At 65.8% G+C, this 19,686-nt stretch carries 21 protein-coding genes and 1 pseudogene; 11 read left to right on the top strand and 11 right to left on the bottom strand.

The genetic code is table 11. The features are described from left to right. Positions 1 to 7 precede the first annotated feature (7 nt). Positions 8 to 1,090: a TIGR03118 family protein gene (locus tag AB4Y64_RS13625; protein WP_441816989.1), complete on the bottom strand. Its 1,083-nt coding sequence runs from the start codon at positions 1,088 to 1,090 to the stop codon at positions 8 to 10. A gap of 267 nt (positions 1,091 to 1,357) precedes the next feature. Between AB4Y64_RS13625 and AB4Y64_RS13630 the strand changes: the two genes are divergently transcribed. Genes AB4Y64_RS13630 through AB4Y64_RS13645 form a run of 4 tightly spaced genes read left to right on the top strand, consistent with a single transcriptional unit; the run spans position 1,358 to position 4,553 of the window. Beyond that, positions 1,358 to 1,906 (top strand): RNA polymerase sigma factor, encoded by a 549-nt coding sequence (locus AB4Y64_RS13630; protein ID WP_441816990.1) that lies wholly within the window; start codon positions 1,358 to 1,360, stop codon positions 1,904 to 1,906. Then, the gene (locus tag AB4Y64_RS13635) at positions 1,903 to 2,568 is read left to right on the top strand and encodes an anti-sigma factor family protein (protein WP_441816991.1); all 666 of its coding nucleotides are present in this window, start codon (positions 1,903 to 1,905) and stop codon (positions 2,566 to 2,568) included. The genes AB4Y64_RS13630 and AB4Y64_RS13635 overlap by 4 nt, the downstream gene beginning before the upstream one ends. Before the next feature lie 2 nt (positions 2,569 to 2,570). Further along, on the top strand, positions 2,571 to 3,854 hold the full coding sequence (locus tag AB4Y64_RS13640) for a S8 family peptidase (RefSeq protein ID WP_441816992.1): 1,284 nt from the start codon (positions 2,571 to 2,573) through the stop codon (positions 3,852 to 3,854). A gap of 9 nt (positions 3,855 to 3,863) precedes the next feature. Continuing rightward, complete coding sequence (locus tag AB4Y64_RS13645) at positions 3,864 to 4,553, top strand: TorF family putative porin (RefSeq protein WP_441816993.1); 690 nt, start codon at positions 3,864 to 3,866, stop codon at positions 4,551 to 4,553. A gap of 19 nt (positions 4,554 to 4,572) precedes the next feature. Here the strand turns inward: AB4Y64_RS13645 and AB4Y64_RS13650 are convergent, their stop codons facing one another. After that, entirely contained in the window at positions 4,573 to 5,196 is a 624-nt protein-coding gene (locus AB4Y64_RS13650; RefSeq protein WP_441816994.1) for a DUF4136 domain-containing protein, read from the bottom strand. 43 nt (positions 5,197 to 5,239) lie between these two features. On the opposite strand from AB4Y64_RS13650, the gene AB4Y64_RS13655 reads away from it, so the two are divergent. Next, positions 5,240 to 5,734 (top strand): hypothetical protein, encoded by a 495-nt coding sequence (locus tag AB4Y64_RS13655; protein ID WP_441816995.1) that lies wholly within the window; start codon positions 5,240 to 5,242, stop codon positions 5,732 to 5,734. Between the two features lie 43 nt (positions 5,735 to 5,777). Here AB4Y64_RS13655 and AB4Y64_RS13660 read toward each other — a convergent pair whose 3' ends face one another. The 3 genes from AB4Y64_RS13660 to AB4Y64_RS13670 all read right to left on the bottom strand — a co-directional run bounded on the left by AB4Y64_RS13660 (position 5,778) and on the right by AB4Y64_RS13670 (position 8,527). Then, complete coding sequence (locus AB4Y64_RS13660) at positions 5,778 to 6,551, bottom strand: alpha/beta fold hydrolase (protein ID WP_441816996.1); 774 nt, start codon at positions 6,549 to 6,551, stop codon at positions 5,778 to 5,780. Between the two features lie 45 nt (positions 6,552 to 6,596). Continuing rightward, positions 6,597 to 7,700 carry an alpha/beta fold hydrolase gene (locus tag AB4Y64_RS13665; RefSeq protein WP_441816997.1) on the bottom strand — a complete coding sequence of 368 codons (1,104 nt, stop codon included), beginning with the start codon at positions 7,698 to 7,700 and terminating at the stop codon, positions 6,597 to 6,599. Between the two features lie 248 nt (positions 7,701 to 7,948). Beyond that, positions 7,949 to 8,527: a methyltransferase family protein gene (locus AB4Y64_RS13670; RefSeq protein WP_441816998.1), complete on the bottom strand. Its 579-nt coding sequence runs from the start codon at positions 8,525 to 8,527 to the stop codon at positions 7,949 to 7,951. A 239-nt stretch (positions 8,528 to 8,766) separates the two neighbouring features. Between AB4Y64_RS13670 and AB4Y64_RS13675 the strand changes: the two genes are divergently transcribed. Continuing rightward, positions 8,767 to 9,435, top strand: coding sequence for a class I SAM-dependent methyltransferase (locus AB4Y64_RS13675; protein ID WP_441816999.1), 669 nt, complete (start codon positions 8,767 to 8,769; stop codon positions 9,433 to 9,435). 21 nt (positions 9,436 to 9,456) lie between these two features. Here AB4Y64_RS13675 and AB4Y64_RS13680 read toward each other — a convergent pair whose 3' ends face one another. The 3 genes from AB4Y64_RS13680 to AB4Y64_RS13690 form a co-directional block, all read right to left on the bottom strand. Beyond that, positions 9,457 to 10,656: a serine hydrolase domain-containing protein gene (locus AB4Y64_RS13680; protein ID WP_441817000.1), complete on the bottom strand. Its 1,200-nt coding sequence runs from the start codon at positions 10,654 to 10,656 to the stop codon at positions 9,457 to 9,459. A 147-nt stretch (positions 10,657 to 10,803) separates the two neighbouring features. Beyond that, positions 10,804 to 11,316 carry a peptide-methionine (S)-S-oxide reductase MsrA gene (gene msrA / locus AB4Y64_RS13685; RefSeq protein ID WP_441817001.1) on the bottom strand — a complete coding sequence of 171 codons (513 nt, stop codon included), beginning with the start codon at positions 11,314 to 11,316 and terminating at the stop codon, positions 10,804 to 10,806. A 30-nt stretch (positions 11,317 to 11,346) separates the two neighbouring features. Further along, the gene (locus AB4Y64_RS13690) at positions 11,347 to 11,559 is read right to left on the bottom strand and encodes a hypothetical protein (protein ID WP_441817002.1); all 213 of its coding nucleotides are present in this window, start codon (positions 11,557 to 11,559) and stop codon (positions 11,347 to 11,349) included. A 407-nt stretch (positions 11,560 to 11,966) separates the two neighbouring features. Here AB4Y64_RS13690 and AB4Y64_RS13695 point away from each other — a divergent pair, with 407 nt between their 5' ends. Then, positions 11,967 to 12,734: a TerC family protein gene (locus tag AB4Y64_RS13695; protein ID WP_441817003.1), complete on the top strand. Its 768-nt coding sequence runs from the start codon at positions 11,967 to 11,969 to the stop codon at positions 12,732 to 12,734. 63 nt (positions 12,735 to 12,797) lie between these two features. Here the strand turns inward: AB4Y64_RS13695 and AB4Y64_RS13700 are convergent, their stop codons facing one another. Further along, positions 12,798 to 14,258, bottom strand: coding sequence for an HD domain-containing phosphohydrolase (locus tag AB4Y64_RS13700; RefSeq protein WP_441817004.1), 1,461 nt, complete (start codon positions 14,256 to 14,258; stop codon positions 12,798 to 12,800). Between the two features lie 180 nt (positions 14,259 to 14,438). Here AB4Y64_RS13700 and AB4Y64_RS13705 point away from each other — a divergent pair, with 180 nt between their 5' ends. Then, positions 14,439 to 15,212 carry an alpha/beta fold hydrolase gene (locus tag AB4Y64_RS13705; protein ID WP_441817005.1) on the top strand — a complete coding sequence of 258 codons (774 nt, stop codon included), beginning with the start codon at positions 14,439 to 14,441 and terminating at the stop codon, positions 15,210 to 15,212. Positions 15,213 to 15,290: 78 nt separating this feature from the next. Here the strand turns inward: AB4Y64_RS13705 and AB4Y64_RS13710 are convergent, their stop codons facing one another. Together AB4Y64_RS13710 and AB4Y64_RS13715 are read right to left on the bottom strand one after the other, a co-directional pair. Then, complete coding sequence (locus tag AB4Y64_RS13710; RefSeq protein ID WP_441817024.1) at positions 15,291 to 16,073, bottom strand: SPFH domain-containing protein; 783 nt, start codon at positions 16,071 to 16,073, stop codon at positions 15,291 to 15,293. Between the two features lie 138 nt (positions 16,074 to 16,211). Next, a complete protein-coding gene (locus tag AB4Y64_RS13715) occupies positions 16,212 to 16,523 on the bottom strand; it encodes a hypothetical protein (protein ID WP_441817006.1) in 312 nt (103 codons plus the stop codon). A gap of 172 nt (positions 16,524 to 16,695) precedes the next feature. Between AB4Y64_RS13715 and AB4Y64_RS13720 the strand changes: the two genes are divergently transcribed. The 3 genes and pseudogenes from AB4Y64_RS13720 to AB4Y64_RS13730 form a co-directional block, all read left to right on the top strand. After that, positions 16,696 to 17,385, top strand: coding sequence for a hypothetical protein (locus AB4Y64_RS13720; RefSeq protein ID WP_441817007.1), 690 nt, complete (start codon positions 16,696 to 16,698; stop codon positions 17,383 to 17,385). A gap of 63 nt (positions 17,386 to 17,448) precedes the next feature. Then, positions 17,449 to 18,498 (top strand): oxidoreductase, encoded by a 1,050-nt coding sequence (locus AB4Y64_RS13725; protein ID WP_441817008.1) that lies wholly within the window; start codon positions 17,449 to 17,451, stop codon positions 18,496 to 18,498. 1,005 nt (positions 18,499 to 19,503) lie between these two features. Beyond that, a pseudogene (locus AB4Y64_RS13730) lies at positions 19,504 to 19,686 on the top strand (IS110 family transposase); the annotation flags it as partial.

Here is a 19,686-nt window from a genome sequence, read left to right on the forward strand (position 1 = left end):
TGCAGGGCTACGGAATCGCGTCCAGGCGACCGTAGAGGCCATGCTCCTCGTCATCCGGACCGGATGCGAAGAACAGGGTATTGACCGGCTGATTGGCGATGCCGTTGCCGAATGCCATGCCCCACAGGCCGTCAATCGCGATCGGTCGCAGATGGCTGTCGCGCAGCACGCCAAGCGGGATGCCGAAGACGGGCTCATAGGCATTGATGTGGCCGTCGCCGAAGTTGCCGATCAGTAGCGCATTACTGAAGGACCCGAAATCCGCCGGCGCCAGCGCGATGCCCCAAGGCGCATTCAGCGTGCCGCGCGTGGCGATGCGACGTATGAGCTTGCCGGTGGGCGTGTACACGTCGACGTAGCCCAGCCCGGGACCACGCACTTCATCGGTCATGCTGGCGTTCTGCTTGGCGTAGGTCACGTAGATGTCGCCGCCGATGGCCTGGATTCCGAACGGTGCGAATCCGCGCGGGATGCCAGGGTCGGTGAATGCCCCGGACGGCAGTGCGACCGGCTTGAAGGTGCTGTCGAACACATCCACTCGGGCGTGGAAGAAATCGGTCGCATAGAGCAGTTGCCCGGCGCCGCCCGCGCTCAGCGCCAGGCCCTTGTAGTTGGCGCCGGTGGCGGAGTTGTTGACCGCGCGGATGGCGTGGGTGGGATCGACGTTGGGCGCCCAGCCGGCGATCACGCCCTGCTCGGTGGCAAACAGGAAGCGTGCAGCCCCTGACAGCCCGCCCTGGCTCACCAGGAAGGCACCAGAGGCATTGAAGACGATGCCGGTCGGCTCGCCACCGTCAGCGGTGGTTGCCGTGGGGATCTGCACGACCAGCGACTGCACGTTGCCATCGCCGTCATACAGCGTGGACACGTGCGCGTCGGCATCGGCCACCCAGACGAAGCCGAACGGATTGAACGCCACGCCCCACGAGTTGACGAGGTTCGGATCGGTGCGTTCGGCGGGAATGGCGCCGTCCGACACCAGATTGCGCTGCGCGTAACGAACGCCGGCGGCCTCGGCTCGGGGTGCGGCCGCGAAGGCGACCACCATTGCCAATGCCAGGGGCGCGCAGAAAACGGCTGATGACTTCATGTCCAGGCTCCTGTTGCAGGGATTGTGTGCGGGAAAGCTGTCGCGGCAGCGCGGGCCCGGCGCTGCAGGGAGTGCATGCCGGCATGGCCACATCCGGTTCAAGCTCACGCACGCGTAACAACCGGGTGCGTGCCCCAGGCCCACAATCGCCACGCACACGATTGAACCGACCGCGCCGTCCACGGTATTGACGACGTGCGCGCATGAGGACACAGGGTGGCCGCTGGACCGGGCATAGAGGGCGGAGCACGCGGCGATCAGGGCCGCATGGACGAGGTTGTCCTGATGGGCCGTGTCGCGGCTGAACAGATGGACGCCTTCGAGGTCCTGTACCGGCTCTACCATCCGCGCCTGAGCCGCTTCCTGCTTGGCATGACGCGCAGGCCGGCGCTGGTCGAGGAGATCCTCGACGACACCATGCTGGTGGTATGGCGCAGGGCGCACACCTACGACCCGGAAGCGAAGGTATCGACGTGGATATTCGGCATCGCCTATCGGCAGGCGCTCAAGGCGCTGCGGCAGGCATCGGATGGATTGAACGCCGGGACGCTCGATGACGAGCCGCTGCCGTCGACGCAACTCGAGCCTGATGCCGAACTGCAGCGACGCGATGTCCACGCCATGCTCGACCAGGCCATGCGCGTTCTGTCGGCCGAACAGCGCGCGGCGATTGAACTGACGTACTACCTGGGCTACGCCTGTCGCGAGATTGCGGTTGTCATGGACTGCCCGGTCGACACGGTGAAGACGCGGATGTTCTATGCGCGGCGTCGGCTCAGGGAGTTGCTGGGCGGGAGCCGCGAGGAGGCCATGTGACCATTCTTCGTTTCGAAGGTTCGGCGCACAACGAGGCGGACCGTCTGCTGCCGTGGTACGTCAACGGCACGCTCGACGAGGGCGAGCACGCACGCGTCGAGCGTCACCTTGGCCAGTGCCCGCAATGCCAGCGCGAGGTCGAGCTGCTCCGCGGCCTGGCCGCTTCGCGCGCCGCGGAGCACGCATCGCCCGACCCGACTGCGGCATTCCTTCGCCTGCGCCAACGCCTGCAGGCGCCCCATTCCCGACCCGCCCGCTCAATGGCCGCGCGCACACGCCAGGCATGGTCCGGATTGTCGGCGTGGTTGCGTCCTGCGGTGGCGGTTCCGTGCGCGCTGGCGTTAGCCATGCTCGGCATCGTTGCGTATCGCGCAGACCTGCCCGCGCCAGCGATGTACCGCACGCTTGGCGACACGCCGGCGCCCGGCATCGCCGACGCAGGGCTTCGACACCTGGTCGTGGTGTTCGACCCGCACATCGAGCACGCCCGCATGCAGCAGCTCCTGCGGGCCAGCCAGGCCAGGATCGTGGACGGACCGAACGAGGCCGGCGCCTATGTCCTGGCCGTGCCCGCGTCGCGCGAACCGGAGGTGCGGGCGGCGCTACGCGCTGCCGATGGCGTGACGCTCGTGGAAAGTCTCGAACCGGTCGAGCGGCGCTGACCATGCGCGCGCTCCTGGCAGCCGCGCTGGTCCTGGGTGTCGTGACTCCCGTCGCGGCGGCCATTCCTGCCGCCGTGCCGGCTGCCAGCAACGCGGTCGAACCCGACTCGCAGCCGCAGACCGATCGCCAGCTGCTGGTCATGCTTCGTGTGCCACCGCCGCACCTTCGCCCCGACGCGGACTACGCCGGCAACTACCGCAGTGCGCCCGGTCGCGAGGCGCGGCGAAGGATAGCGCGCACCATTGCCCAGGCCCACGGCCTGCAGCTCATTGACGATTGGCCGATGCCGGCGCTCGGCCTGGACTGCTTCGTGATGGAAGCCAGCAGCCGCAGCGCACGCGAGCAGGTGGTGCAGCAGCTCGCCTCCGACCCGCGGATCGAATCGGCGCAACCGATGGGCCTGTTTCATGCATTGGCCGATGGCGATCCGCTGTCTGCCGCGCAACCTGCGGTCACTGGCTGGCACCTGCGCGAACTGCATGCCCTGGCGACCGGACGCAACGTTACCGTCGCCGCGGTCGATACCGGCGTCGACCTCAGCCATCCCGACCTGCGTGGGCGCGGCATCATCACGCGCAACTTCGTCGGCAGCGGCGTGTCTCCTGCAGAGGCGCACGGGACTGAAGTGATCGGGATAATAGGTGCACGCAGCGATGATGGCATCGGCATCACCGGCGTCGCCCCGCAGGCGCGGCTGCTGGCATTGCGGGCGTGCTGGGGGCAGCAACCTGCGCAGGTGGTGTGCAGCAGTTTCACGCTGGCCAAGGCCCTGCAGTTTGCGATCGACTCGCGTGTCCAGGTGCTCAACCTCAGCCTGAGCGGGCCGGCGGATCCATTGCTCGGCCGCTTGCTGGACGTTGCGTTCGCGCAGGGCACCAGCGTGGTCGCGGCGGTGGATCCGCGTCGCCCGGATGGTGGATTTCCCTCAGCCCACCGCGACGTGCTGGCAGTGGCGGGTGAACAGGGCAGGCAGGTTCCGCCGGGGGCCTTGCTGGCGCCGGACCGCGCCATCCCGGCCACCACGAGCGGCGGCGGTTGGAGCCTGGTGTCTGGCTCCTCGTTCGCTGCCGCTCAAGTCAGCGGGCTGGTGGCCCTGCTGCGTGAACTGGCGCCCACGGCGGGGCCGGCACAAGTGCGCGCTGCCCTCGCCCCGGGTCTTGAGCTAGGCTTGGCGGCGAGGCGGCCGGAACCGATCGATGCGTGCGCCGCGGTCGTGCGCGTGACACAGCGCTGCGCATGCGACTGCTCGGCATCATCGACCACCAGCTCGAGGCCGCGCCGCTGAGATGCTTCCGTGCCGCACGGCACCATCGCACTGCTCGCTATCGCGTTTGCCTCCGAAGCCGGCGCCCAGGTCTCGGGCAGCGGCGCGGTCGTTTCCGATTACCGTTTTCGCGGTGTGTCCCTCAGCGATGACCGACCGGCAGCGCAGCTGGGCGTCGCCTGGGACGGCGCGGATGGCTTCTTCCTTGGCGCCCTTGCATCAAGCGCGCGTCCCGATCCCGACAGCGGCAACGATGTGCAGCTGTTGCCCTACCTGGGCATTGCGCGTCGGTTCGGCAATGGCACTGGCTGGGAGCTCGGCGTGGAGTACGCGGCCTTCCTCGATGCAACCGGCTACGACTATCCGGAGGTTCACGTCGGGCTGAACTGGGAGCGCGTGAGCGTTCGCCTGTACTACGCGCATCGATACTTCGGCGACGACTCCGATGCGCTGTACCTGGAGGTCAATGGCACCTACCCGCTGACCGATCGCGTGCGACTGACGGGGCATGCCGGCTGGCTGGACCATGACACCACCGCCGAGTCCTTCCCCGGCTTGCAGCGCCAGCACTTGGACCTGCGCGCTGGCGTTGGCGCCGGGATTGCCGGTTGCGATCTGCAGATCGCCTGGGTGGCAGGCGATGGCGACGAGGCGCGTTATTACCCCTCAACGGAAGTCGATCATTCGGCCCTGGTGTTGAGCCTGTCGCGGTCCTGGTAGAGGCAGGCGCGCCGCTGCATCAGCGCGCGCCGGGAAGCTGCGCGAGGGTCTGGGTCGCAATGGAGTCCAGATTGACCTTGTGGCCGGCCTTGGCCCGCACCGAACCGCGGTACAGCGCGCGCCACAACACGCGGATGTCGCCCGGTTGCAGGACTTCCACCAGCAACCCGCCTTCGACCATTTCCTTCGTGTCGAGCTTCACCTCAGGCACGCCATTGGCGCCCTGGGTGACGATCTGCGAACAGCCGCCCGCCTTGCATTCGACCGCAGTCTCGTTCGCGCTCGCCAGACCGGTGTCGCGAACCGTCGTCTCTTCGGTATCGCGGACGCCTGCGCGGTAAGCCACTGCGATGTCGGCCTGGCGGAGGTCATCGGTGCGCGTGTAGCCCTTGGCCTGCAGCGCCTTGTCCAGCGACGCCTGCAAGCGCTGGCGCAACTTGGGATCCTGCACGCGCTTGTCGAATTCGGCCGCCAGCTGTGGCGGCATGTCCACCCACGCATAGCGCTTGCCCGGCAGCGATGTCGCAGGTTTCGACACCTGCACCTGGCCGTCGGGCTCACTGGCGTGCACCGCGGTGAGCGAGATCGGGGCCAATGCAACGGTCAAGGCAAAGCAAAGCATGCAGGACTGCAGGCGATTCATGGGGACTCCGGGGAATGGGGCGGACATATCGTCCGACCAGGCCATGTTAAACAGGCGTGACGGGGCCCGATGTGATGAAAGCGGGCGCATCGACTGTCATGGCATCACCGTCATTCACGACGCCATCACTGCGGCCGGCGACGCTATCGCCTGGCTGATCCCCATCCGAGGCCGGACGCGCATGAAGCTCCCACTCACCTTCCTGCTCGTTTTCGCGTTGCTGGCAGGCGCCACGGGCTGTGGCGAGAAATGCAAAAACGAACAGGTGGCGGTCGTTCCGTCCCCGAGCGGGAACTCACGCGTGGTCGTGTTCCACCGCAACTGCGGCGCGACGACGGCTGCCAACACGCAGGTTTCGGTCCTTCCAAAATCCGCCAGCCTCGCCAATATCCCAGGCAACGCCCTGATCCTTGGCGGCGACGTACCGGTGCAGGCACGCTGGGAGTCGGAGACGTCCGTGACGATCTCCGGAATGGGTACTGCGCGCGTGTTCAAGCAGAACACGACGGCAGCGGACATCGCGGTTACCTACAAGTAGACACCGCGAGCGCGGCGCGCACGGCGTGCGCGCCGGCGGCCCGTCATTGTGCGGACGCGGCCTTTTCGATCAGTTTCGCCACGGGCGCGGGGTTGGACACCATCACCACGTGCGACGCGCCGCGGATCACGTCGATCTGCTTGGCCTTCGCACGCTTGGCCATGAAATCCAGGGCCTTGGGCGGGATGTTCTTGTCCTGGTCGCCGTAGATGAACCACGACGGGATGCCCGCCCACGAAGGTGCGCCGGACTTCTCGTTGAGTGCGGCTTCGATGATCGGTCGCTGCGTTGCGGCCATCAGGTCGGCATCCGCCTGGGAGACGTCCGCCGCGAACTGCGCGTGGAACTTGTCCTGGCGGATGTAGAGATCGGAGCCGCCGGTGGCCAGCTTCACCGGTGGCGCAAGCGTCGGCCCCAGCGTGCTGCCGGGGAACTTGCCCGACAACCCGGCCGCCGTCTCGCCGGCCGCGGGCGCGAACGCGCCAACATAGACCAGCGCCTTGACGTTGCCGTGGCCGCGCGCGGCCTCGGTGATGACGCTGCCTCCGTAAGAGTGCCCGACCAGCACCACCGGCGTGGTGATGCTGGCGACGATATCGGACACGTAGGCGCCGTCGCCGCTGACGCTGCGCAACGGATTGGCGACCGCGATCACGGTGTAGCCGTCCTGCTGGAGGATGCGGATGACACCGTTCCAGCTCGATGCATCAGCGAATGCGCCGTGCACCAGCACGACAGTGGGTTTCGCAGTCTGCGCAGCCGCGTTTCCACCCGCGAGGGCGGCGGCCAGGGCGATGCCAGCAAGCAAGGTTCTCATGTCGGTTCTCCTTCGATGGGGGATCGTTCAATGCGTCTTGCGCACTTACAGGTGGTCGGCATCGATGACCGCCTGCGCGAAGGCGTGCGGATCTTCCTGCGGCGGGTTGTGGCCGATGCCGCCAGTTAGCAGGCGGTGCTGGTACTTGCCCGTGAAGCGCTTGGCATAGCTTTCCGGCGTCGGATGCGGCGCGCCGTTGGCGTCGCCTTCGAGCGTGATGGTCGGCACGGAGATCGACGGGAACTGGGCCAGCCTGCTTTCCAGCTCGTCGTACCTCGCCTCGCCCTGGGCCAGGCCCAGCCGCCAGCGGTAGTTGTGGATGACGATGTCGACGTGATCGGGATTCTCGAGCGCTGCCGCGCTGCGATCGAAGGTCGCGTCGTCGAATGCCCACTTCGGCGATGCCAGCTTCCAGATGAGCTTGGCGAAGTCGTGGCGATTCTTCGCGTAACCGGCGCGTCCGCGCTCGGTTGCGAAGTAGTACTGGTACCACCACTGCAATTCCGCCTCCGGCGGCAGCGGCGCCTGCGCGGCCGCCTGGCTTCCGATCAGGTAGCCACTCACCGCGACCAGCGCCTTGACACGCTCGGGCCAGATTGCCGCGACGATGTCGGCCGAACGGCCGCCCCAGTCGTAGCCGGCGATGACCGCCTTGCCAATGCCCAGGGCATCCAAAAGCTCGATGACGTCCTGCGCCAGTGCCGCGGGCTGGCCGTTGCGCACGGTGTCCGCCGACAGGAAGCGCGTGGTGCCGTAGCCGCGCAGATGCGGAACGATCACGCGATAGCCGGCGGCCGCCAGCAACGGCGCGACCTCTGCATAACTGTGGATGTCGTACGGCCAGCCGTGCAGGAGGATGACGGGCGGGCCCTTTTTCGGCCCCGCCTCCGCATACGCGATGTCCAGTACGCCGGCGCGCACGTGCCTGAGCGCGGAGAACGTCGCGCCGGTCGCGCCGGCAGGTGCGGACTTCGAAGGGCCGGCATGCGCACGCGCGGGGGCAACCAGGCCCAGCGGCGCCACCGCAATGCCCATCGCCGCCGTGCCCAGCAGGCGCCTGCGGTGCGGATCGAACGTGGCTGTCTGGATGGTGTCCATCTCGACCTCGCGGCGATGCTGCAGGAATTCAAGCACGCGAAAAGGCTTCACGGAATGCACTCCGATGGCATCCCCGTGGTTCCGGGGAGGCAATAATCAGGGCGCGCGTCGATTCGCTGGCCGGGGATGGGAACAGGCGCTTTCATCACGGGACTCCCGCTGGATTGGCGCCGTCATTTCAACGGCCCCGTGTGTCCCCGCTGTTTCCGGTGATCGGGCGTTTTGTAAAGTTGTGTAGCGCCCGGCGGCCTCGCGCAGCGCCACTATCGCCCAGATGCGTGAATCGACCGTGATGTCGACTACAGCACGGCGGGAATCAATGCCTTTGTCCGCGCCTGGTACAGACGGTAGGGCTCGCCAAAATGAGCGCCAAGCCAACGTTCCTCGAGGCGCAGCTTGCGCCAGAACGACACGAACACGATGGCGACGGCAAGCAGGCCGCGCCAATCGCCGACCATGATGGCGTTGCCGAGGAACAGCAACACGAAGCCGGTGTAGATCGGATGCCTGACCAGGCCGTAGGGCCCCTGGGTGACCAGTTCGTGGTCCTGCTTGAGCTGGACCGTAGCGCTCCAGTTGCGGCCGAGTATCACCCGCGAAACGATCGCCAACGCCGCACCGCCGATCGCCACGGCCAGACCGACCGCATAGACAAGTGTGGAGTGGGGAACGAACTGTTCGCGAAGCAACGTTCGGCCGAACCATTCGCCCGGTCCCAGCAGCAGCGCGGCGACGACGAGCGGTAGCCAGTAGAACAGCAGGCGCTTGGCGAGCGACTCCTGCTGCTCAACACGTTTGGCCGAGCGCGAAGCCCACAGCCAATAGCCGAGTACGGCGAACCAGGTGATGCGCAGTGCGTGCTCGAAGAACGGCGGCATGGATCCTTCCTGTCAGTCCGGTCGGTGAAGCAAGGGCCCGCGGCCCGTTGGTTGTGGCCCGGAGGCGCTCCTCGACGGGTTGCGCCGGCGCCCACCTTGCCACAACGGCCGGGTGTACGATGGGTTCGCAAGCTCACGTTTCATCTTCGCGTCCGTACGGCCGATCGGCCCGCCCGCTGCGCTGCCTTTCATGCGTGTCCTGCCCTGTTTTCCAGGGCGACGCCCCCCAGGGAGCGCCAATGCCAGGCTACACAACGCGGAACCAGGTGGTGCCCATTGGCGGGCACGATTACCGCCTGCGGGTTCTGAGCGACAAGCAGCAGTTCTCGGACCCGGACGGCCATGGCGCGCGGCTGGGCATTTCCTCCGCGCAATGGAGCTTGTTCGGCCAGGTCTGGCCGGCAGGACGCCTGCTAGCACAAGCCATGCACCGCTTCGATGTCGCCGGCAAGCGCGTCCTGGAGCTGGGCTGCGGCATCGGCCTGGCCAGCCTGGTGCTGCAGTGCCGCGGCGCCAACGTGGTCGCATCGGACATGCACCCGCTGGCCGAATCCTTCCTCGCATACAACGCCGCGCTCAATGCGCTGCCGGCGCTGCATTACCGCCAGCTGCTGTGGAACGTGCCGTTGCCGACGCTCGGCCACTTCGACCTGATCATCGCCAGCGACGTGCTGTATGAGCTCGACCACGCATTGCTGCTAGCCGGCGTGGTCGAAAGGCACGCAAGTCCGGATGCCGAAGTGGTCGTCACAGACCCCGGCCGCGGCCACAGCACCCGCTTCACACGCCTGCTTGCCGCGCAGGGGTTCGAGCTGATCGAAGAGCGCTGCCCGATGGACGACGAGGACCTGCCGCCGTACCGGGGGCGACTGCTGCACTACTCGCGCAAGGTGCAGGGCGCAGCGTGACCGGGGCAACCCGGCCGGGCGCTACCGGCCCGCCTGCCGCTTCAACGCCTCCGCGTACTTCCACAGGTCGTCCATGAGCGCGGTGTAGGCCTTGGCGTCGTGTTCGGCCAGCGATGTGTTGACGAACACGATGATCGCGACGTCCTTGGCCAGGTTGGACAGCATCTCGGTCCGCACGCCGGGGTCTGAACCGCCATGGCCAATGCGGGTGACATTGAACTTGGTCGACCAGAACAGGCCCGAGTTCTTCTCGGCAAGGATGACGTTGTCGGGCTTGTTGGCCTGTGTGTACTGGAACTTCAGCATCTCGGCGACCGACTCTGGCTGCAGGATACGCGCCCCCTGGTACTGCCCGCCATCGAGCAGCGCGATGAAGAACCTCGACAGGTCCGCCACCGATGTCCGCACTCCGCCATCCGGATAAGTGGTCACGCCGTACAACGGGATCGGCACACTGAAGCCGTCCTGGTAGACATACAGCGTGGAGTGCGAGCCCGCCGGCACCTCCGACAGGAACCAGCCGCTGTGATCCATCTTCAGCGGAGTGAAGATGCGCTGGCGGGTGTACACGTTCAACTTCTCGCCGACGGCACGCTCGATGATGCAGCCGGCCAGTCCGGCGGCGATGTTGGAGTACTCCCGATGCGTCCCGGGTTTGAACGCGAGGAAGTTCTCCTTCGCGTAGTCGTCGCCGCCTGGCACCAGGTAGCCCTGCAGGAAATCGCACAGGGCCTCCGGCGCGTCGTCGCCCCAGTGATAGAGGCGCTGGTACACCTCCCAGCGGTCGGTGATCCCGGACGTGTGTGTCGCCAGCTGGCGCAGCGTGATCGGCACGCGCGGGAACGACGGGTTGGATACCTTGAACGGCAGATAGTCGTTGATGTCGGCATCCAGCGACAGCTTGCCATCCTGCACGGCCTGCATCAGCGCGACGCCGGTGACGGTCTTGCTGATCGACCCGATGTTCATCACCGTGTCGGGTGTGAACGGCACACCGCGCTGCTTGTCAGCGAAACCGTAGCCCTTCGACCAGGCCAGCTTCCTGTCGATGATGATTGCCGCGCCGATGCCTACCAGCCCGGATTGCGCCATCCGGCCCTCGATGGCGCGGTCGGGCGCGGCCGGTGCGGTCGTCGACGGAAGCGGCGCCGAGGGCGTTGCCGGGCCGGATGCGAGGGAAGCCGCGAGGGCAAGTACAGTCATCCATCCGTAGGCACGCATGTTGGGCTCCGGCGCTGCAAGTTCGCGGAGCATGCTGCCGTGTCGCGAGCCTTGCGACCGCCGTGCGACGAAACCGCCGTCAGTGCGACGGAACGCGGCCGCCGGCTGACGAACACATGGGGCTGCCGGCCCCAAAAACCTGCCGGGTCATGCCCTGGCAGAAGGCAGCTTCCAACCGGGGCGAATGCGTCGGCATGCCAGCTGCTGCGAACGTTCGAGGTAGTCCTGGTGCACCGATTCGGCCTCCCAGAAGGTGCCCGCCGGCTCGACCGAGGTGACCACCTTGCCTGGAAGCAGACCGGAGGCTTCGAGGTCGGCAATCGTGGCTTCAGCGGCAAGCTTCTGCGCTTGGCTCAGGTAAAAGATGGCGGAACGGTACCTGGTTCCGGTATCGCTGCCCTGGCGATTCATCGATGTGGGGTCGTGGATCTGGAAGAAGAACTCGAGGATATGGCGGTAGGAGAGCAGCCCTGGATCGAACACGATCTCAATGGCTTCGGCGTGCGTGCCGTGGTTGTCATAGGTTGGACCGGACACATCGCCACCGGTGTAGCCCACGCGGGTGGACAACACCGTGGGTATGCGACGCAGCAGGTCCTGCATGCCCCAGAAGCAACCACCGGCGAGAATCGCGGTTTCGACCTCGATGTCCGTCGACATGTCATCCCTCCCCGGCATGGGTCATGCGGATCAGTCCGCCTGGCGCGGCCTCAAGTAGATCACGTTCAACACCGGCACAAACACCGTGGTCGCGAACATGACCAGCATGTTGGCGGTGAAGATTCCGACGCTTGCATAACGAAGCAGACGGAACATGACGCTCTGCCTGACCGCGGTGGGCTGAGGCGTCGCCTCGCGCGGCGTGACTGGCTGCGAATCAGCCGTGTTGTACGGGTCGCTCAAGATCCTTCTCCCCTCTGGTTGAACCGCCAATGGCTTCCAGGTAGCGCCTGAAGCTTCACCGCGCTGGCCCGGAGAATAGCCGAACCCGGGCCCGCCATTTCTCCGGCGGCGGCCGATGCATTACTATCCCGGTCACGAAGGGGAGTAGCTCCCGCATGCTGGCACCGTCACTACGGGATTCGTCCCCGGTGCAGCAGCAGGTCGCCTGAGGCGTCCTGCGAGCAAGACCTTCGCCGTCCCACGGCGAAGGTGCGTCCATTGAATGCACAGGCGCCGTGGCTTTTCCGCCGCCTTGAACCCCAACCGCCCATCACATGGCCCCGCCGCTCCCGGCAGGCACCGTGCGTGCGCGGGCAGGTTCGGCCAGCCACCGGCCCACGGCCGCCCCGCCCTTCTACGAGACCCCAATGGACGCCCTACTGAACCCCGAGATCTGGATCGCCCTGGCCACACTGACCGCGCTCGAACTCGTGCTCGGCATCGACAACATCATCTTCATCTCCATCCTTGCCGGCAAACTGCCCCCGGAGCAGCGCAACAAGGCGCGCCGGCTCGGCATCACCCTGGCCGCGGTGACGCGCCTGGGCCTGTTGCTGGCCATCGCCTGGATCGTCGGCCTGACCGCGCCGCTGTTCTCGGTGCTGGGCAACGAGTTTTCCTGGCGTGACCTCATCCTCATCGGCGGCGGCCTGTTCCTGATCGGCAAGGCCACCCACGAGATCCATCAGAAGCTGGAAGGGGCCAGCGAGCACGTCGGCGTCGGCACGGTGACGGCCACCTTCGCCAGCGTCATTGCCCAGATCATGGTGCTGGACATCGTCTTCTCGCTGGATTCGATCATCACCGCCGTGGGCATGGTCGACGAGCGCTGGGTGATGGTCACCGCGATCCTGATCTCGATCGCCTTCATGCTGATGTTCGCCCGGCCGATCGGCGACTTCGTCGAGCGCCACCCGACCGTGAAGGTGCTGGCGCTGAGCTTCCTGATCATGATCGGCCTGGTGCTGATCGCCGATGGCTTCGGCCAGCACATCCCGAAGGGCTACATCTACGCCGCGATGGCGTTCTCGGTGTTCGTCGAACTGATCAACCTGTGGATCCGCAAGCGCGAACGGACCAAGGTCGAGCCGGTGAGGCTGCACGAACGGTTCACCGACGACGCGCCGTCGGCGTAAAGGCGCAATGCGAGGCGGCCGGCTTTCGCGCCGGCCGCTTCCGCATCCGGTCAACGCTCGCGGCTACAGCAGGCCCAGCTGGGTTGCCTTCAATGTGGCCGCAGCACGCGTGGTGCATTCGAGCTTGCGAAACACGCTTTCCACGTGCGTGCGGACGGTACTGGGGCTGATGGAGAGTTTCTGTGCCGCCTGCTTGTTGCTGGCGCCCAGGCTGATCCAGCGAAGGACGTCCCGTTCGCGCTCGGTAAGCAATCCCGTCGTTGAGGGCGTCGGCTGACGGACGACCTCGCGGCGCCTGTCGAAAAGCGCTCGGACGACGGCCAGGTCGTGCCGGCCTGCCTCGGCTTCGGCCATCAACATTTCACGGGCCTGGTGGTCCGGATACGCTTCGCGCCACGGACGCTCGACCCGGAGTGCGGCCAGTGCGACGGAGGCAGCGAGGATGCGCCCTTCCAGCGGGATGCTGAGCTCCTTGACCTCGCGAAAGTAGCCCGATCCGTCGGGCCGCTCGTACGCGTACGAGGCGACTTCCGCCTCCGCCGCAAGCGAGCCGATCTGGCGTGCCGCGCGGCCGGTCCAGTACGGCACCAGGCGGACACGCTCCCACGCCGACTCGGCCAGGCGGCCCGGCGTGTCCCAGACCATGTTGGGCACCGCAGCGCGCCCGATGCCATGAATGAGGGCGGCCCGGTACACCCGCTGCTGACTGACTTCGTCCAGGCCCAGATGGATGGCCGCGTTGCGTGCAATCTGCGCCACGCTGCGCGAATGACCGGTCATCCACGGCAGTTTCAGGTCGATGACGTGGGCCAGTATCTCCAGCGACGTCGTACGGCCGGCCAACGTTGCTTCCAGCGAGCACGGCCCGGACAAGGTCGGGTCAGCGTCGAGTGCCGCAAGCCACTGGCGTGCATGCGTGAGAACCACATCGGCAATTGCGCGCGGATACAGCGTGTCGGCACGCTCACCGATCAGCCGGCACGCCTGATCGAAGCCATAGAGACGATTGAAGATGTCGAGGTCGCCGGCAACAGATGCCATGTAGACCGCGATCGGTACCTGGTCGCCACGCAGGCCATCTGGCGCGCCGCTGCCGTCGTGACTCTCGAACAGGTGGCGCAGGGCGAACTGTGTTTCTTCGTCCAAACCCAGTTGTTCGGCGATGTCTCCCGACACTTCGCAATGGATGCGCGACAGTGACAGGAATGCAGAACCCTTGTTGCGCGTGCCAGAACGGAAACTGCTGCCGGAGGACTGGATCGCGAGCAATGCCTTGCGCCCGCTCACGTCGTCGCCAAACAACTGCGCGAACTCCGGTGCGTTGGCGGTGCAACCCGACCAGCGCAGCAGGGCGACCGCGGTGGCGCGCGTGCAGGCGGCGTTGTCCGCTCCCATCTCGCGGGCCAGTTGTCCCGCCATCCAGGCGGCACGCGGCGAATGGTCGGTGGGTTGCCCCATGGCGAGGTCGCCGACGAATGCCAGCGAGCGGATCACATCCAGGAGGGCGACTGCGGATTCGTCCACGGCCTTCATGACCTCTACACGGGGTGGAGGGGAAGTCTATCTGCGCCCTCCCCGTCCGGGCCTCGGTCATTCAACCGATGGTGCGCGCGGGGGGCAGGCGGCAATCTGCGCTCCAAGGTTGGCCCGCCAGCCCCTCCGCCGAAAGACCGATCCGCCCAACCATTCCATCTGGAGAATCCCATGAAACTGAAGTCGCTCGCGCTCGCTGCGGTTGCCGCCGTCTCGCTGGCCTCCACCGCCCACGCCGCCAAGCCCGCCCCGGCCCCGAAGGCCGTCAAGAACGTCGTCCTGGTCCACGGCGGCTTCGTCGACGGCTCCGGTTGGCAGAAGGTCTACGACATCCTCAAGAAGGATGGCTACAACGTCAGCATCGTGCAGAACCCCACCCTCTCGCTCGCCGACGACGTCGCGGTCACCAAGCGCGTCATCGCCCAGCAGGACGGCCCCGTCGTGCTCGTTGGCCATTCCTACGGTGGCGTGGTGATCTCCGAGGCCGGCACCGACCCCAAGGTCGAGCGCCTGGTCTACATCGCCGCGTTCGCGCCGGACGCCGGCGAGTCGGTGCAGACCCTGATCGCCAACCCGCCGCCGGGCGCCGCGCAGCCGCCGATCCTGCCGCCGCAGGATGGCTTCCTGTTCCTTGATCGGGCGAAGTTCGCCGCGTCGTTCGCAGGTGATGTCCCGGCAGAGGAAGCAGAGTTCATGGCTGCGTCGCAGGTGCCGTGGGGTGTTGAAGCCCTGGCTGGCAAGGTGACCGTTCCGGCGTGGAAGTCGAAGGCGAGCTGGTATCTGGTCGCCACCGACGACCACATGATCCCGCCGCCGGCCCAGCAGATGATGGCCAAGCGTGCAGGCGCCAAGGTCGCCGAAGCAGCGGGCAGCCATGCGATCTATGTCTCCAAGCCGGACGTGGTGGCTCAGCTGATCGAACAGGCAGCCCAAGGCAAGAAGTAAGCGCAACCCGGGAACCAGGCCTGCTCAGCGCCCCGCATACGCGGGGCGCTTTTTTTGGGCACTCGTCCCGCTAACGACTCACTTGGCGACGATGCTGGTGCCCTGCGGCACCAGATAGCACGCCGTGGCGGTCTTGCACGCTTCGGCCTGGATCTCGGCCAGCTGGCGCGCAAGGTACTGCTCCGGTGACAGGCCCATCTTGTTGCGATAGGCATTGTCGGCGTCGGCCTTTGCTTCCTGCTCCAGCTTGCGCTGCTGCTCGGCGATCGTGGCCGCCACCAGCGTCAGGTTGCGCTGCTGTTCGGCCGCCGTGTTGTTCATCTGCGCCAGCACGTTGTCATTCGGCTTGGCCTTGCCGAGGTTGACCGCCATCACTTCCACGCGGATGCCGGATGCCTTGACCAGCGCGCGCAGTTGTTCGGTGACTTCCTGGTCGACCTGCTCGGCGGCCACCGGGTCAGACATCATCTGCGCCATCTTCTCGGACTTGACCGCCTTGCGCACGATCGAGTTGTACGGCGACAGCACATTGTTCTCCCACCACTTGGGGCCGAAGCGCTTCAGCGTGTCCGCCGCATCGACGATGCGCAGCTGCACGCTGGTGTCGAAGTCGAGCAGGATGTTGTCCATCGACGAAAGGTCCTGGAACGGTACGTGCAGGGTCTGGGGCGCGGTGGTGACGTAGATGATCTGGGTGGACGGCCAGGTGACGTCGCGACCTTCGGTCAGGACCTCGGCGCGGATGCCTTCATGACCGAAGACGTAGGGACGATCCTGGTAGACGGCCACATCACCCGGGTCGGGCTGGGCGACGGTGCAACCGGTGCTGAGGATGGTCACGCCCAGCGCGACGGCGAGCATGATGAAACGACGAGCAGCAGACTTCACGTGGTTCCCCTGGAGAGGCCGGCCGGCAAGGCGACTCGGCTGAATGGTGTGCGCAGGGTAGCGAACCGCATGCCTGGGCGCGAGCGGCAGGTGCCACCGCCGGGAGAGCCGCTACGGCAACGTGAACTTGCGTGTGGAGCGCAACGGCCACAGCGAGGTGAAACGTGCGCCGCCAACCAGCCGGTACGCGCTCGAGACTCCGTTGACGAGACCCATGCGCGTGAGAACCTCCCTGGCGCGCCGGAAGGACTGCTTCGGGTCGGAGGTCACCATGAAGAGATTGATCTCATTCTTGCTGACGTCATAACCATCAAGCACGACCGTGTCGCCCAGCGCCTGCTTCAACTCGCTCTCGATCGTTGCGAGGAAGGCTTCGTCCGCCAGCGACTTGCGCCAGAACTTGATGATCAGCTGGTAATCCATCGAGGCATTGTAGGGCAATTGCCTGGGCCGCTTGCACGCGTCCAACGCCGTGGAGTCGCCGCAACACTGTGGGCTGCAAGGCCTTCACGCCATATCAACGCCAGGGGAGTGTGATATCGCGCCGGCCCCCGCATGTCGGCCGTAGCACACCCAGTTCGGAGGAACCGACATGATGGCCAACCCCATGCAGGCAACGGACCCCAAGAAGACGGTCGGCGCGCGGCGCTGGCCAGCCGGGCAAGCCTGCGCCGTGCTCCTGTTCGCACTTGCCGTGCTGCCCTTCGGCTCCGTGGCCGCACCGCGCGTGGACCCGGCGCTCGTGCCCGACACCTCGCTGGCGGTCCCACAGCTGCATTTCGACAGCAACGGTGAACTGCTGATTGCGCCGTCGGCGACGTCGTCACGGCATGACTTCGACTACCTGGTTGGAAACTGGAAGCTCCGGAACCGCAAACTGAAATCCAGGCTCACCGGCTCGACCGAGTGGATCGACTTCGAGTCCCGCGTGGAGATGCATCAGATCCTCGACGGCCTCGGCAACATCGACAAATACACCGAGCAGTCCGAAGGCAAACCGTACGAAGGCGTGGCGTTGCGACTGTTCGATCCCAAGACACGGTTGTGGAGCATCTACTGGGCGGATGGCAACTCCGGGCGCCTGGATCCGCCTGTCGTCGGTTCGTTCGAGAACATGGTGGGCCACTTCTTTGCCAGGGATACCTACAAGGGCCAGAAGATCATCGTGGTATTCCGATGGGACGTGCGCAATCTCACCTTGCCAATCTGGAGCCAGGCCTTCTCGACCGATGAAGGGAAGACCTGGGAGTGGAACTCGATCAACGTTTCGGAACGGGCCGAGTAAGGTGACTGGCCGGTCTCACCACTCATCTGGTAATTCTGCGCATAGCCAATTCCGGTATCCGCCATGAACACGCCATCCAGTCCAATTCGCACTGCGCTGATCGGATACGGCTATGCCGCGCGCACGTTCCATGCGCCGCTGATCAACGCGGTCCCCCGGCTGTCCATGGCGCTTGTTGCCTCAAGCAGACCCGAGCAGGTGCGGGCGGAGCTGCCGAGCGTGGAGATCGAAGCTGATCCCATGCAGGCCGTGGTCGCCCCCTGCATCGACCTGGTGGTGATCGCCACACCCAACGACACGCATTTTCCGCTCGCCCAAGCTGCGCTGCGCGCAGGCAAACACGTCGTCGTCGACAAGCCGATGACGCCCGACCTGTCGCAGGCAAGCGAACTCAGAGCGACTGCGCAGGCGCACGACCGACTCCTCTCGGTGTTTCACAACCGTCGCTGGGACAGCGATTTCCTCTCGGTGCGGCAGGCCATGGGCGAAGGCCTGATCGGCGAGGCCCGTCATTTCGAATCGCGCCTCGAACGATTCCGCCCGCAGGTTCGCGATCGTTGGCGCGAGCGACCCGGCCCGGCTGCAGGCCTGTGGTGGGATCTTGGACCGCACCTGGTGGATCAGGCGCTGATGCTGTTCGGATGGCCCGACACCGTGCAGGCGAACCTGGCACAGCAACGCAGCGGCGCCACCACGGACGACTGGGCCCATGTCGTGCTGGGTTTCGGTGCGACCAGGGCCGTCCTGCATGCAGGAATGCTCGCCGCGATCCCAGGACCGCGCTTCGTCGTGCATGGAACACGAGGATCCCTGGTCAAGGTGCAGCCCGATCGCCAGGAGCAACAACTGCTTGCGGGTCTTCGACCCGGCGACCCGGACTGGGGTATCGATCCAGACCCCCTGCAATGGCGACGCGACGATGGCCCGATCCAGACACGGGCCGCCGTGCCAGGTGACCAGTCGCGGTTCTATGCAGAGCTCGCGCAGGCCATCGCGGGCGATGGGCCTAATCCGGTTGCGCCGGATGAGGCCGTCCGGGTAATGGCGGTCATGGAAGCGGCGATGCGCTCGGTAACGCAGGGGCGTGCGGTTTCGCTGGAGCTTGAGCCGTAGGCCGGGATGTCGGCCATCCCGGGCGAAGCGCCTCGCGCGCCCGGGTTTAGCTGTGGGTTCTCCCAGAAGGGGCTAGCGATCGACCAGTAGGAGCAACGCATTACGGCAGGAAGGCCAGCAGGAGTACTAGCGAGTGGCCTTCGGAAGGCGCTAGTTCCTTAGGCATGGGCACGCATATGGCGCTAGTTCCGCAATGCCGACCAGACGTCCTTGGAGATCAACTACTTACAGATGCGCTTCTACTGACCCAGGGAATCAGGATTAGCGATCGCTTTCGGCCGGGAGCGGTCATTCGCGATGGAGCGCCGATTAGCTTTTGCCCGGTTGACGGAAGAGCCTGCGTCCTGCGATGACCGCTAGCACCAATCCTCCGCCCGCAACCCATACATAAGAAGCGATCAGCCTGCGACTTCTCTCCGGATTGAACGGCATCGATGACGCCCACCAGTGATACAGCGCAAAGACCGCACCTACCGAGAGCGCAGCCAAACCGGCAAGGAGGACCGTCCACGTGACAACTCGCAGGAGCATTCGACTTCAGCCGTCGACAAGACGAGTCAAAGTCTAGCTCGCCCACGAACCAGGAATCGATGTCCGCCATGGGTCGAAACATGCAATGGACGACCTCTACTTTCCCTGTCGTTCTGGATCATCCAGCCCTGTAACCGACAGCTCCAGCGCAACCGGCGCGTCAACAAACAGGCGGGACCCGTCGGTGAACTCGATGACAAGCTCTTCGACGCGATGCCGCAGAACTGTCTGGACGGTTCTTCCTGCCAACAATGCGGTAGCCCGTACAGCCTCGTTTGTTAGGTCCATTCTGTATCCCCATCCAGTCCGGGTACTTCAGCGACCGCTATGGGTCGGAAGCGGACATTAGCACCGGTCCGGCGACCTTGCAGGTCCGATGGCCGCTAACGGCCAAAAGCATCGGTAATCGGGCGGACCAGGCTTGGTCGAGCTCTCCCTAGAATCTAAAGCCCCGGCTTTGGCAGGAGAGATGAGATGACCTACTACACCGGTTTGGATGTCTCGCTGSGCTCCGTGTCGATTTGCATCATCGACGACAACGGCGATATCCAGCATGAAGAAAAGGTCGCCGCGGACGTCGACCAGGTGGTGGCCTGCCTGCGCACCTTCAGCCAGGACATCACGGCCGTCGGCTTCGAAGCCGGCGCGCTGGCGCAG

The organism is Lysobacter sp. TAF61 (assembly GCF_052113485.1).
Lineage (GTDB): Bacteria > Pseudomonadota > Gammaproteobacteria > Xanthomonadales > Xanthomonadaceae > Lysobacter_J.